The organism is Paenibacillus sp. cl130 (assembly GCF_900116035.1).
Taxonomy (GTDB): Bacteria; Bacillota; Bacilli; order Paenibacillales; family Paenibacillaceae; genus Paenibacillus; species Paenibacillus polymyxa_B.
Genome location: NZ_FOYG01000006.1, coordinates 133,884 through 148,654 on the forward strand (window position 1 = coordinate 133,884; position 14,771 = coordinate 148,654).

Here is a 14,771-nt window from a genome sequence, read left to right on the forward strand (position 1 = left end):
GAAGCACAATCAACTCTGTAGAACACGCTCATAAAGGAAATTACAACAACTAGGTCATTTGTGCTCTGGGTGTTGTTGAGAATTATAGCCACGAGTCTGCAGCAGATGTCTGTCTATGCTCGTGGCTAGTTAGCGCAGCGGACTATCCTAGGAGAACCACGAACAGGCAGCGAGCATTTACTATAGAAATAATCACCTGATATATTTACAAAAACGGAGTCGAAGCAATGCCCGTGAATACCTCTGGACCATTACGAACAGTGGTCGATACACCAGAAATATAAGAAGAATATACTGTTTGTATTGCCCAGGGAGCAGACAGATCCTGTGCATTAAAAGCTTGCGTTTCATTAGAACCAGTCACGCCCAGTACCCCCTCGGCGCGGTAGACTACCTCACTCGGATCATAGTCGGCTCCACGCACGATTTCAACCGCATACGTATCGCCAAGCTCACCGAGCAGACCAATGGAACCGCTAAAAGTCACAATCGGACCTGGCACAAGAAAGGTTCGCAGGGTGATCAAACCGAACCGCTCCGGTATAGGACCCAGCTGTATATCGGGACCCTCACCTGTTTTTGATGAATTGGTGGAGCTTCTCATATCCAGAAAAAAACCCATACCTTATCCCTCCAAATTGCAAGATACTCCATGCTATGCAAGAAATTCTTTAGCGTATTGGACAAATTAGTAATAAATCTATCAATTCAGCTCAAAATAACCGATAGTAAATACATATGGTATAAATATTAGAAATGAATATGTAGATAGAAAGCAGGGGTTTGATGAAACAACTGAGACGACTCAAAACATTAACACTACGCAAGAAATTGACAGCAGCATTTCTACTGGTCATGCTTGTTCCAAGCATTATTGTAAGTTCTTTTTCTTATCAAGCAGCATATAAACAGACGGACCGCCAATTACTCGATAGTGCGACAACTAGCGTTACCGCATCCGATCGTGCAGTTACTCAAACGATTCAAGCCAAAATCGCTGATCTCGAATATTACTCTACGACGATGACGGCTAGTGATAACAGTGCCGAAGCAGATGAAGACATCCTGAAAAGGTTACAAGTGTATTTAAAAATGCATGCGGAAGCTGTTGATATGTTTGTAGGAACTCCCGAAGGAAAACTCATTATTGGCAAAGCCGTAGGCTCCACAAACGACCCTCGTGAACGTCCGTGGTACAAACAGGCCATGGAGAAACCCGGACAAACCGTAATCAGCCCTGTCGGACTCAATACGGCTAAGGTCCCCGTTGTATATATTTCACGTACACTTCCTGACAACAGTGGTGTTCTCGGTCTTTCGCTGAACCTAAATAATTTAAAAGAAATCACAAATTTAAAAATCGGACAAAATGGCTATATTATGATATTAGATGGTACCAAACGTATCGTTACCCACCCGACAGAAGTCAGCGGAAGTACCAAAATGGGGGAAACGATACCTGAATTATTTGCCTCCAAAGAAGGTAGCTTTAGTTACGATATTAATGGCGTAGATAAACACCTGATTTTCAAAACCAATACGCTGACAGGCTGGAGAATTGCTGGAACGATGGACAAAGCAGAAACCAGTGCCTCCGCCCAACCGATTCTTATCACGACGATCATCGTGTTGGTGATTGCAGCCATCATCATTGGTGTGCTCGCAATGTGGCTAATCAGCAGTATACTTAAGCCCATCCAAAGATTACGTAATTCTATGGATGCCATCAGCCAAGGTAATCTTTCGATAAACGTGGCTACGACCAGTACAGATGAAATTGGTGAATTATCAAGATATTTTCAACAAATGGTAGATAACCTGCGTAACATGATTAAAGAAATTCAAGCGATGACAGGCAATTTGTCGGCATCCTCGCAAGAGCTTGCAGCAGGTGCAGAACAAACGACCCGTGCCATTGAGCATGTGACCATAGCCATTCAAGATGTGGCTGCAGGCAGCGAACGCCAAGTGGGCAGCGCTAAAGCTAATCAGACACGGGTTAGCGGCATGGCAACAGACATTACCGCTATGACCGAAACCATGGCTGAAATGACCACTTACTCCGCACAGGCCATTCAGGCGTCGGATGCAGGCAGCGAGCATATCGGCAACAGCGTCGTTTCCATTGATGGCATTCGCACTACCGTGGAAGAACTGGATACCATCATCAGTGCTTTGAGTGACCGCTCTGGACGAATCGGAACGATTGTCACCGTCATTACGGAAATCGCCAGCCAGACTAATCTGCTCGCATTGAACGCTTCTATTGAAGCAGCACGCGCAGGGGAGCATGGCAAAGGTTTTGCTGTCGTGGCGACAGAGGTCCGCAAGCTGGCTGAAAACTCAGCTTATTCCGCACAACAAATTCGTGAACAGATTCAAGGGATACAGAGCGGTGTATCTGAAGCCCTGATCGCTATGGAATCCGCCAAGGAACGCGTAAGTGATGGTATTAATTCCATTGACCTATCCGGTCGCTCCTTCTCTCGCATCCGTAGAGCGGTAGCCAAATCAGCGAAGCAGCTCGATAACGTCGCAGCTTCTACCGCTGGAGTCGCAGATGGAACGAGTTCAGTCGTCAGCAGCATGGAGGAAATTACACGCATCGCTGAAGAAGCGGCATCCCATACGGAGACCGTGTCCGCAGCCGCAGAGGAGCAGCTCGCCTCCATGGAAGAGATCGGTTCGTCTGCCGCAGATTTGACCCGTCTGGCGGAGCAGCTTCAAGATTTACTGACACAATTCCAATTAGATGAAACAAAATAACCGTTCCAACCGATAAATACAGAGAAAGAGTCTTCACAATGAGGGAGGGTTGGAACATGGATATCGCAGCATTATCAACAGGTATGAGTCAGGCCAGCTTAGCTCAAGCCGTAAGTATGAAGGTATTAAGTATGGCTAAGGATCAGGCCAGTGAACAAGGACAGGCTTTAGTGCAGATGATGGAAAAAAGCGTACAGCCTCATCTTGGCGGTCAACTGGACATTCGCGCATAAGTACATCCATATGCTTGGTTAAGGGCGATTCTGCTCAGGTCTGGACAGACCCGGGTAGAATCGTTTTTTTATCTCCCTATTTTTCGTTCAGCACAAAACGTAGTAAACTAGAAATATCGTCCACGACCTCGGTTCGGAGGATAGCGCAACATTCACACGATTTACATTGAAAAAGGAGGATACATAGTTTATGAGTTATTCTGATTATTTTGAAAAAGCCAGAGAGCAACAACTGGGCGAGTTACAGGAGTGGTTGTCCATTCCGAGTATCTCAGCATTATCGGAGCACAAAAAAGACATTAACCAAGCAGCTGATTGGCTGGCTGCCAAACTGACTGCTGCCGGTCTGGAAAACGTTGAAATCATTCCAACCAAAGGGCACCCGCTGGTATATGCGGATCATTTGCACGCACCTGGTAAACCAACGATCCTCGTGTATGGACACTATGATGTACAACCCGTAGATCCGCTTCACCTGTGGGAAACGCCACCGTTTGAGCCATCCATCCGTGATGGAAAATTGTATGCGCGCGGAGCGACAGATGATAAAGGGCAGGTTTTCTTGCACATTAAGGCAGTTGAGGCCATTTTGAAGCAGGAAGGAAAATTGCCGCTGAACATCAAATTCTGCATTGAAGGCGAGGAAGAAGTGTCCAGTCCGAACCTGCTTGAGTTTTTGCAAACTGGAGCTGAACGTCTGGCTGCGGATGCTGTACTGGTGTCCGACACTTCCTTGATCGAAAAAGGGAAGCCTGCCATTTGCACAGGTTTGCGTGGACTATGTTCACTGGAAGTCGCCATTCACACGGCGAACACAGATCTACATTCCGGCTCTTTCGGTGGCGGCGTGCCGAATGCCCTGCATGCTCTGGTTTCCTTGCTGGCAACCCTGCATGACGACAAAGGCGGCGTAAGCGTCGAAGGATTCTACGACGATGTTGCTCCATTATCGGCAGAGATGAGAGAAGAATTCGTGAAGCAAGGCTTCAATGAGAGCAAGCTGCAACAAGATCTTGCACTTGATTCTCTCTATGGCGAAGAAGGATTCAGCTTCGTTGAGCGTGTTGGGGCACGTCCGACACTGGAGCTGAACGGCGTATACGGTGGCTTCCAAGGGGAAGGCACGAAAACGGTCATTCCAAAAGAAGCTCATGCTAAAATCACGTGCCGCTTGGTGGCTAACCAGAATCCGCAAGACATTCTGGACAAAATCGAGCGCCATTTGCGCGCCCATGTTCAGGCAGGAGCTACCCTGGATATTCAACAGGGTGAAAAAGCGAACGCCTTTAACATCGACCCGTCACACGCGTTTCTGCAAGCGGCGGCCGATGCTTTTGAGAAGGTATACGGTGTGCGTGCCCTCTTTACCAAGGATGGAGGCTCTATCCCAATCGTGGAGACCTTCTCCCGTGTGCTGACTGCCCCAGTCGTGCTGATGGGCTTCGGCTTGCCAGATGAGAACCTGCATGCGCCAAACGAGCATTTTAACTTGGACAATTTTGACAAGGGTCTGCTGACGATTGTAGAGTTTTTGAAATCAGTGTAAGCACATGACAACTTCTTATGACTAAGTTACAATAGAGAGGGCGAAAGCCCTTTCTATTTTTTTTTGAGGAGCGCTACATAATATGATTATTCAGTTTATTCGTTTACGGTAATGTGAGGTACAGTTCATGAAAACTCAACCATTTTTCCGAAAATGGGTTGGGTCTATTTGGCTGTGCCTTTTTTCATTCACCAAATACGAATGAACGGGGTGCTTTTCTGTGTCCAAATGGAATAAACACGAGATGAAGGCTGACCTAATTGGAAAGCATCAACATCTCTTTAGGTGTCCTCTATGCTCTCAACCGATGCGTATGGTGGAAGGTAAAAGCCTCCTATGTACGAATCAGCATTGCTATGATCTCTCAAAATACGGGTATTTACATTTAGCCGCCCGGTCCTATAAGACTAAATATGATAAACAACTATTTTCCTCCAGAAGAATGATGTGCAATAACGGATTTTTCGATCCCTTAAATGTAGCGATAAGCAGCACTATAATGAAATTTATGAAGCCACTGTTTGATCAAAAATCACACCTTTACTTGCTCGATGCAGGTTGCGGGGAAGGCACTCATTTGAGCCACATTCAGGATAAGCTGACCTGGAAGGGAATCACTGAGCTTACAAGCGTAGGTATGGATCTGTCTAAAGAAGGTATTGTGGCCGCAGCCAAAGAATATCCTTATACCCTCTGGTGTGTTGCGGATCTGGCTCATTGTCCGTTTTCAAATCAACAATTTGACGGTGTATTCAATATTTTATCCCCTTCTAATTATGCTGAATTTACAAGAATCCTTTCGGAGGACGGCTGCGTCCTGAAGGTCATTCCCGAACAATATTATCTTCGGGAATTGAGATGCTTGTATGAACAGAAAAAGAATAAGCCTGCTTATTCGAATGACAATATATTAAGCCGATTTAAAGATCATTTTAAACTTCTATCCGCCGAACGGTTAACCTATCGTTTTATGTTAAATGCCGACCTCATGAAACCTTTGCTCCATATGACTCCCTTATCGTGGGGAGCTACGGAAGCAGACTGGCAGCAAGTGCAGGAAATAAATTTACCGTATGTCACAGTAGATTTGCTCATCTTATGCGGTAAAAAATAGAATACTAAAAAGCATTCACAGCATGGAACCATCCATGCTTCGTGAATGCTTTTTTTTACGTTAGTCCCGTCGCTTAAGAAAAACGGGTGTAGCGCAACAGGTGAGCTAGCCGATTGAGCCGTTCTATCTCCCGATCCAACTCATGCAGCGGCTGTCCAGCCAAAGCAGCGTTTGCTCTCAGATCCCGTAGCGGGTTCAATTTCCGACCCATGAGTTTGAGCACCGTTGCCTTCCCCATGTTATTCACCACCACATATTGCGTTAGCGGATCAAGCTCAATCCACAATACATGATGCTGTTGAAAAAACGATAATAGTTGCTTTTTTAACGCCTCCAGCTCATCAATCTCACCTGTGATTTGCGGATGATGATGAAAAGCCACATAGCCCATCACCCGCAGGTCACTTATGATTTGTTCCAAATGAAGCGTTTCGTTTATGTACACATGGTTCGTGCTCATGCGGTTTCTTGCACCATTCGTATGATCTTCCCGGATGACGTTCACCACCTGACTATCGTTATATTAAGATTTATCTTTCCCCTTTTTCACTATAGCGCAATCGGCTTTGAAAAGTCAGGACATGTACAAACCTTACGAACAAAAAAACAACCGGCTTATACGCCAGTTGTTTCCCGTTCCACAAAATACTTATTGGTCATATAATGGGCCTTGCCTCTGGAAGTATCCACCATTCCCTTTTTGTTGTCGAGAAAAACAATCTCCCGGCATTTGGTGCAGTACCACTTGGTCCGCTTAAAGGGAGATTCTGTTACATACGATGTACCACATTTGCAATCTACTTTAATTAAGGTTTCTGTTGATTTGTAAGCCTGGGACAACTCTTTTAGGCCAGTGTCCGGCTGTTGAATCGGGATAATAACCTCCTGATAGCTTGAATACTGATTATGAACTTTAAAATCAGCCACCAGTTCCGCATGCAGTCCAAAGTACTCTTTGCCGATCTCGGTTACGAATTTTTTGCCAATTCTGTAACACTCAAGCCATTCCTGTATCTGTTGATTAGACAAAGGCACTGTGCCCTTGATACCACTATTTAATGTGTAAGTCATGATGTATAAAGTATCATCTTGTCTATGTCCGTACATGAGAAGCCTCCTTATAATACACTTGATAATGTACTACAAAGCGCAAAAAACATCAATTTTATTATTTGGCAAAAGACTTAATATATCTCGGTAAGCACATAAGAGGTGTGAGTGTATGGTTAGAAAGCAACTGACAATCTGTCAGTTGCTTTGTCTTTCCACATAGTATTTGTTGGTCATGTACCACGCCTTGCCTTTATCCGTATCCACCATGCCCTTTTTACGATCTAGGAACACAATGTTATTACACTCCTTGCATGACCACTTGGTTCTTTTATGCGGTGACTCTTCTATATAGGAAGCACCACATTTACATTCTACCTGAATTAATGTTTTATACTGGCTGTACGCCTCTACCAGTGGGTCCAGCTCTACAGCTTTGCGTTCCATTACAGGCTGTATTATGGATATGTGTTCTCTCTGCTCCGAGTATTCATTATGTACCTTGAAATCTGCTACCAACTCAGGGTTTAAACCAAAATACTGTTTCCCCACAACCGTTACAAACTTGCTGCCAATTCGATATGCTTTGATCCATTCCTGCACCTGCTTACTGGTTAGGTCGACAGTTCCCTTTATACCGCTGTTCAGCGTATAAGTCATCAAGTGTTGGTTGGGTGTCATATGTCTTAACGTTCACCTCCGATCAAGAATATACCACAGGTAGCTCTAGGCAAAAGCTACTTCCTACTACCTGAAGCAATGAGCTTTTTCTGCCTTGTGATTCTTCTTCAACACCTATATATAAAAGTATAGCTCAAAACCTGATCCATCTTCCATCCTGTCGTCATGCTGAATACTGCTTTGTAGGGATTTATATTCTTAGACTATCACCAGATGCATTTCTATCTTAGTATAACTTTGTGGTACAGTCTTATGTTTTGATCACTCCTGTTAGTTGCACTATGATCTCTAATGGTAGTTTCTTCCTTCTATATATAGTACATCATTTACACGCAAATTCCCACATATTTCAGTGGCTTAATCGTTTTTTACATTCCTTAAGACGTAAATATATTTTATCTAAATCTATAATCATTTGTTTAAACCATAAAGCATCTTTCGACCCACAGAGTGTGAAATTTTCCAAGGTATTCTCCAAAAAGAAAATACCTTGAACTTATACAATGTTCAGTAAAAAAACAGCGACGATTGCTTTCAATCGTCGCCTTATGCTCACTGTTAGATTAATTCAAAAAAATTCACTATAGCATCTCCAAACAACAAAATTATTAATCTCCCAATAGAAAAACGCTTTTTATCCAAAATGATGGTGAACGATTGAATAGCTCCAAACCATTCACAAAACCAATTCTATGGACTATCTAAATAAAAGAAATCACCTACATACTCTCCGTCTATATTATAGACTGCTTTCGTTTGTGTTGCTTGGAGAATTCATTATATTGAGAATGTACTCAGATTTTTAGCCATTCCAACTCCTCGGAACCTCATCCAAATCTTTACTATCCTACTAGTAAGAAATCAACAGGGAGGCCTTGAGACAACAATTAAAAGCTAAGGAATAGAGTTGGAGTTGTAACTCATCTAATTTCTACATTTTTTTCGATTAAATTTAATATATTGAAATAATTAAAAAGTTCTGAATCATTCTCATTATATGCTATTAGTCTTTCTAAATAATCTGATTTTCTAATAATAAACTTCCATAAAGAAAACAATGTATACACTAAAACTATATCAATTGAGTCTTTGTTAATATTTAAATGGGTCACCATTTCTAAGAGATCAAATAAATTTAAAAACTCAGTATCAGTGAACTTATTATTTTTCTTAATTATTTCTTGATAATTATTTAGTTGTATAAGAATTTTATTTAATTTTGCTTTGTCATAACCTTGGCCTATATTACTCTTAACTACTAGACTTTTAAGGAATGACTCAATAATTTCTTCAAACTTTTCTAGGAATTTTTTTAGTCTAGTTCTCCTTTCGCTATCTGAATATGAAATCTCAGATATAATATAAGAATGGGTCCCTAAAAGATAATATATTATTTTCTTCTTTAAGTGATAATCTTCTGAGAGTTTAATTAATTCATCTAAAGATGAAGTTACTTCAAAGAGGATTTGGAAATCTATTCTTATTTTGCTTCGTAGTGTCACCTCAATATCAACCAGTAAGGTATATAATTTATCTTCTACATTTTTCATTCGAATTTTGGAATCCATCCCACTATCGCACTCCTATTTACATATTGAAACACTGAATATTCTTGATCAGTTCGTGCAAAAGCAACGGCTTTTTGATAATCTGAATGTTTTGGATCCAAATGATCCATAGCCCACACATATTTTGAATTAACTTTTCCCAAATCAATTACAACAGTACCATTTCCTTTATCATATCTAGTTCTTGCAATAGCTAAAAATCTAGATGTAGATATCCAAGGATCGCTAGTTTCAGGCCTACGGCTTTTTACGGACCCCCATGCTATATGTGAAGTTAGATTCCAAAGGCCATATGGGTTTTTAGCTGATAAATCTTTTCCAGCTACTAGATTTTTAACGTCTTTATCATTTATAGCTCTGTATACATATTTTTGTCTTTTTTTATCATTTTTGAATTTTTCAGCTTGGGCCGAACTAATCAATGGTAAATTAAAATTAGATGCGATATTAGCATTTATGTTAGCTTGAGTATCGCCATCATGGTCTGCTATCAGAATAGAGCCCATGATGACACCTATTGCGATACCAAACCACCCACCTTTTTTACCTCCTTGGATTGCTCCCTTTTTTCCACCTTCTATTACTTTTAGTCCTTCTCGTTTCATCTCGTAAAAATCAAAATTAGGTAAAGCTTCATGACCAGTAGGATCAGAAAATATTAGTGGATTATTCTGTACATACGTGTACAAATTTAAACTTAACGGATCACTAATATCTCCTTCATACGTATCCTCATTGATAAACCTTCCGTTAGAAGGATCGTACCATCTCGCACGTAGATATTGCAGCTCGGCCGCATCATCCCACAGCTCACCTGAATATCGGAATGGATTGTGGACTTTTTCCTGAGATGAGGTCATATTTCCCCAAATATCATAAGCGTACGTGTTAAGAACATTTCCAATCTGATCGCGTAGCTCTATGACATCACCATGTCCATTGTATGACGGATAGGCCTTAGTACCATCTGTATATTGGATGGCTTCCAATTTTTGACCACGGATATAACGAGCTTTGAGCTGAGGCGTGCCGTTTACTACACTTGCTTCGGCAATGATTTGATCCCCGTCATAGTAATAGCGGGTCTGGTTTGGTCCCTCAGTCCGACCTACCAGTAATCCATCCCCATTATAGGTATACTGTATCGTCTTCCCGTTCTTCACCACCCGGGTTAAACGATCCTGTGCATCAAACGTATGCTCAGAGGGAACCATTTTAGGAAGTTTCTCTGTCATGAGAATTTGACGATTACCACGTACATTGTACTCATAAGATGTATTAAATTCGCTTGATTCTTTAATTCTGTTTAACGCATCGTATTGGAAGCTATCTTCTTTTCCCTGTTGTTGCCGTTTAATAATATTTTTGTTTCCGTCTCTTGTATATTTAAAAGTATCTTTAAATTGTTCCCCTTGCTTCACACTCAACCCAATCATATCTAGCCCAGTGTACTGGAATTGGTGTTTTAAGCCGTTTAATGAAATTGTCTGTTCTAAGAGACCATTTTTATAGTACGTATACTTGGCGTCTGGAGAAGAAGCATCTGTTCCTGCTGATGTTAAACGATTAAGTGCATCATAGGTGTAAAATACATCACCATCGAAGGGGTCCTTCATCTTGGTTCGATTACCATTTGCATCGTATTGGTTCTTTAATTGCAAACCATCTGGGAATGTAACCGTTGTTAGCTGTTCAGTGGATGGATCGTATTGATACGACGTCTTGCCTGTTGTATCTGTCATGCTGGTACGCTTGCCTGTCGCATCATACGTGTAGCTAACCGTTTCATCTTTGCTCTCACGCTGCTGCAGACGGTCACGCACATCATAATCATAACGAGTGGCCTGACCATTACGATCCACACGTCGAATCAGATTCCCATTTTCATCATAGTATTGTTTGCTAACCTGATTTTTTTCATCAGTTACTTTAATAACCTGACCCAGTTCATTGAACTCTTTACTTTTTTGATTACCGTCCGCATAGGTTACGGAGACGGGGTGACCCATCATATCATAACTGTATTGAGTAGTCTCTCCTTTAGCGTTGGTTACCAAATTCAATTGACCAAGCACATCATACGTGTAAGAAGTCTTATTGTTATTTCCATCCCAAGCGTTCAAGATGTTACCGCTAATCTTGTCGTAGCTTTGCTTGCTTAACAGTTTGAGAGAGGTCTCACCAGGAACCTTTTCCTCTGTTTTGCTTTTACGTCCCCAAGTATCATAACTTTCAATGATCTGGTAGTTTTCTGCATCAATTCTGGTAACGGTACGACTAGCATCATTGTACACTACTCTGGAAATAGAGCCGTCCGCATAACCAGTTTGAGTGGGTCTGCTCCAGTTATCATAAAAATAACGTGTTGCATTGCCTAGAGCATCGGAGTTGGAATCCAAACGCCCAAAGCTGTCATAGCTGGATTTCGACTGCAATTGATACCCTTGTCCGCTCCAGTAACCTTCCCGTGTTTTCCATCCCAATGCGTTCCAACGAGTTTGTGTTTGAATACCCAATTCATTTTTTACTGTTACGGTGTTATTTTGATCGTCATAGCTCACTTCCAGGGTCTTTCCATCTGGATAAATGACTTTCATGACTCTGCCCAACACGTCATATTGATATGTCGTTCGCTGGTTTTTACCGTCTGTGGATGCTGTTAATCTACCTGTTGAGAGGTCGTATTCAGAATTCATACGAATAACAGACTTTTTACCATCCACATCAGTCGTTCCAACAGACTGACTTGTCGGATAAGCACCACCATACTGTCCGCCATATTCCGTTCGGGTCGTAATTTGCTGATTACCGTTGAGTATCGTCTGACTCGTTACATTACCGTAGTCATCTATTCCGTCATATTTGACACGCTGCAGCAACTCACCCGATGCGTTATCCCGACGAATCGTCATTTCCGTGACATCTCCAAGCCCGTTACGTGCTAGCTCTGTATAATGATAGGAACTGGTGTCAGCGGATTCACGAGTCGTTCGTAACCGTTGCTTATCATCATAAGTATTAGTTACCATAGCCCCTGTGTCATCTGTACTTTGAATAACGCTACCATAGTCATCATATTGAGTGTTTGAGAATTGTGTATCGCCATTAACATTGGTGGTCATTCTTATAGAAGTAGGTTCCGGTGCTGCATAGCTACGTCCTGAAACATACTTTTCATAGCTGTAATTCGTCGTTTTCTCAATCTGGTCCGCCTTGACTGTCGAGGACTCCAGATAATATTGCTCACTTGTGTTCGTGTCAACAAATGCCTTCTTATAATTATAGGTAGATACCGTTAACCCATCATCCAGTGCTGCTGAGAATTGAAGATTCTTTTGATAAGAAGAACCCATGTCACCATTGTAAAATACCGTTTGACGATTATATTCTTCATTCGTTCCTTGTTCGGTAACCATCTGGTCTCTACGCGACTTCATTCGATAAGCTTCATTAAAAGAGCTTACACCCATGTATCTTTTAACAGGTGTGTTCTCATAAGTGTATACAGTAGACGCGCCTGTCGGATGCTGAATCTGTGTCATTAACGCATATGGATTAGATACCCCTCGCGACGCATCAAAGGACAACAGGTTAAAACTCGCATTTGCCAGCAGGTATGAATAGGAGGTATTACGTCCCTTTGCATCTGTAACACTGTCCAGCAACTCTACGTTTTGCTCCTGACGTTTGTGATACACGACACGTTCATTTCCCTTGCTAATCGTAACATCAGTTGGTGAATAGCTGATCTGAATCGTGTTCCCCACAGCATCCCGGACGGCTGTCAGCAGCGGTACACCTGATTCATTCTTACTATACATAAATTGAACCTGGTTGTTATGATTGTCCGAAATCTGCAACAATCGACCATCAGCACTAAAATACTGCTTCCATGCTCCAGTGATCGTCGCTAGCACATGACTGGACACTTCTCCATTCACGGATATAGATGTATCAGGCGAATAACTAAGACCGTTCCACGGGTATCCCTTCAAAGTGGTTCCCTGAATCTCGTAACTTCCACCTTCCATGAGATGGACATATGTTTTCTGATCCTTAGTCTCTACATAGGGAAGCTTCCATGACCAGCCTTTACCAAGTGGATATTGAGTATCTCTTGCAGGTTTAATGACTTTGTTACGATAAATATGTACCCGATATTGACCTATCGTTTCAATGTAGACATAGGCGCCCGGGTTGCTTAAATAGAAGTTATATCCGTTTTGGCGACCAATAGGCGCACCGTTGGGTTGTCCATTTATATAGGCGGCAAAAGATTCGGCTTCTTCCATATCATCGAAGGTCTCAGATAATCTTACGCTTTCCACAGGTCCTTCATTGTAATAGGTTAGAACCTCCGCTGTTCCCTCCAGGGTGAAAGCGTCTCTGGTAACATTTCCATTTCCGTCATGCTGCCAAGCGCTGTATGCTACGTTGCTTGTATAACCCGGCTTGACAATAGTCCCGCTGTATTCCTGCTTCCATGTCCGAGTATCTATAGTAGGCTTGGTTACAGTGCCAGAATAATTAGCTCTAAATTGTTTGGTACATACATAACCAGCTACACTTTTATTTGGCGAAGAACATTCTTTTACAGTATCAGTTACACCTGAGCGGTTTAAAGTACCTGTATATCCATCGCTGTTATAAGATTTAGAGGCTGGACAAGAGCTACCACTTCCTGTACTTTGCCAAATCCCTTTTGAATCATATTTACCAGGAATACTATTAGTACAAGAATCTGTGATCGTCTTTGATCCACCTTGTGAATAAGAACCAGAGATTACGTATGGAGAACCACTGGTGTACAGTGTGCCTGAGTAGCCATTCTTACTGTAAAAAATAGAGCCTGTGAAGTTAGATGAGCGTGACTGAGTTCGATAATCGTTGACACGCTTCTGATCATCTGGAATCTGGTAAGTCCTCAGTTCAGCAGCAGTGTTTCTAGCCGTAGCCTCGTTGCTATATGGTCCTTTCGTTTGATTGACGTATTGATAATCTGTCTCTTGATCGACCGATCCATCATTACCATAATCATATTGCTTCCAACGTTTTTGAGTAAACTTCACTTCATATTGCGGTATAATCAATCTTTTCACCGCATTATAATTGACCCAGTATTTGTACAAGCTCTGATCATAGGAATTATCCAGCACGTCCATCTCATAAAATTGAGCATCAGAGGTGTTGTATTGTCTCCTCAATGAAAAACCTAGGCCGTTTCTACCTGGTAGCGTCATATCTGTGCTTTCCAGCGAAAGATTACCCGTAAGTGTAGATATGGATTCACCATTATTTCCTACACTATATGGAGCTTCGTTAAATTTTGTTTTATCATAAACAGGTGCCTGCTCCGAAACTACAGGAGGTTTAACTGCCGCCATCTTCATAGAAAGAAGGCTTAGTATGAAGGGGGGTGTTTTTTTTGAATCATCCCAATATACATCATTTGTCACACTATTAGTTTGCATTTCATTCGTATTGCCATATACCTGATCGGTGACACTGCTATCATAATTTTCTGTGCTATATACACTTCCAATAACGGTTTTGGGCATTTCATCGCCCTTAAGTTCAATGAAGGTACCTTGTCTCACCTGCCAACCATACACTTCATCATATACCGATGCTTTGACAGGGAGTGGCCTGTCTAATTCAGAACCAGCAGAATACACTTCTGATGTTACGCTAGCAACTGGATTGCTTGATTCTTCGGTAGCGAATATAGTAGACGGAACCACTTCTCCAACCCACCCGAAGATAAATGCTGTAATGATAATAATGGATGTGATTTTTTTCAGTCTTGCTGTCAA

The 14,771-nt window shown here is 42.0% G+C and carries 10 protein-coding genes and 1 pseudogene; 5 read left to right on the forward strand and 6 right to left on the reverse strand.

Translation table 11 applies throughout. From position 1 onward, the window contains the following. Positions 1–205 precede the first annotated feature (205 nt). Positions 206–622, reverse strand: a complete 417-nt coding sequence (locus BM358_RS17360; protein WP_028541519.1) for a hypothetical protein — start codon at positions 620–622, stop codon at positions 206–208. Positions 623–786: 164 nt separating this feature from the next. On the opposite strand from BM358_RS17360, the gene BM358_RS17365 reads away from it, so the two are divergent. The 5 genes and pseudogenes from BM358_RS17365 (at position 787) to BM358_RS17380 (ending at position 5,659) form a co-directional block, all read left to right on the forward strand. After that, on the forward strand, positions 787–2,766 hold the full coding sequence (locus BM358_RS17365; RefSeq protein ID WP_028541518.1) for a methyl-accepting chemotaxis protein: 1,980 nt from the start codon (positions 787–789) through the stop codon (positions 2,764–2,766). Between the two features lie 56 nt (positions 2,767–2,822). Beyond that, positions 2,823–2,999 carry a YjfB family protein gene (locus BM358_RS17370; RefSeq protein ID WP_081819216.1) on the forward strand — a complete coding sequence of 59 codons (177 nt, stop codon included), beginning with the start codon at positions 2,823–2,825 and terminating at the stop codon, positions 2,997–2,999. Between the two features lie 190 nt (positions 3,000–3,189). Beyond that, positions 3,190–4,545, forward strand: a complete 1,356-nt coding sequence (locus BM358_RS17375; protein WP_028541517.1) for a dipeptidase — start codon at positions 3,190–3,192, stop codon at positions 4,543–4,545. Between the two features lie 244 nt (positions 4,546–4,789). Next, positions 4,790–4,921: pseudogene (locus tag BM358_RS27205) on the forward strand (putative RNA methyltransferase); the annotation flags it as partial. Between the two features lie 123 nt (positions 4,922–5,044). Then, positions 5,045–5,659, forward strand: a complete 615-nt coding sequence (locus BM358_RS17380; RefSeq protein WP_233903765.1) for a methyltransferase domain-containing protein — start codon at positions 5,045–5,047, stop codon at positions 5,657–5,659. A gap of 73 nt (positions 5,660–5,732) precedes the next feature. Here BM358_RS17380 and BM358_RS17385 read toward each other — a convergent pair whose 3' ends face one another. From BM358_RS17385 to BM358_RS17405, 5 genes are all read right to left on the reverse strand, one after another. Then, the gene (locus tag BM358_RS17385) at positions 5,733–6,119 is read right to left on the reverse strand and encodes a hypothetical protein (protein WP_176716863.1); all 387 of its coding nucleotides are present in this window, start codon (positions 6,117–6,119) and stop codon (positions 5,733–5,735) included. A gap of 155 nt (positions 6,120–6,274) precedes the next feature. Then, positions 6,275–6,766, reverse strand: a complete 492-nt coding sequence (locus BM358_RS17390; protein ID WP_013311697.1) for a hypothetical protein — start codon at positions 6,764–6,766, stop codon at positions 6,275–6,277. A 141-nt stretch (positions 6,767–6,907) separates the two neighbouring features. Next, positions 6,908–7,390: a hypothetical protein gene (locus BM358_RS17395; protein ID WP_023990049.1), complete on the reverse strand. Its 483-nt coding sequence runs from the start codon at positions 7,388–7,390 to the stop codon at positions 6,908–6,910. A gap of 920 nt (positions 7,391–8,310) precedes the next feature. After that, on the reverse strand, positions 8,311–8,958 hold the full coding sequence (locus BM358_RS17400; RefSeq protein ID WP_028541514.1) for a hypothetical protein: 648 nt from the start codon (positions 8,956–8,958) through the stop codon (positions 8,311–8,313). After that, positions 8,937–14,771, reverse strand: a complete 5,835-nt coding sequence (locus BM358_RS17405) for an RHS repeat-associated core domain-containing protein (RefSeq protein ID WP_049828410.1) — start codon at positions 14,769–14,771, stop codon at positions 8,937–8,939. Before BM358_RS17405 ends, BM358_RS17400 begins: the two co-directional genes overlap by 22 nt.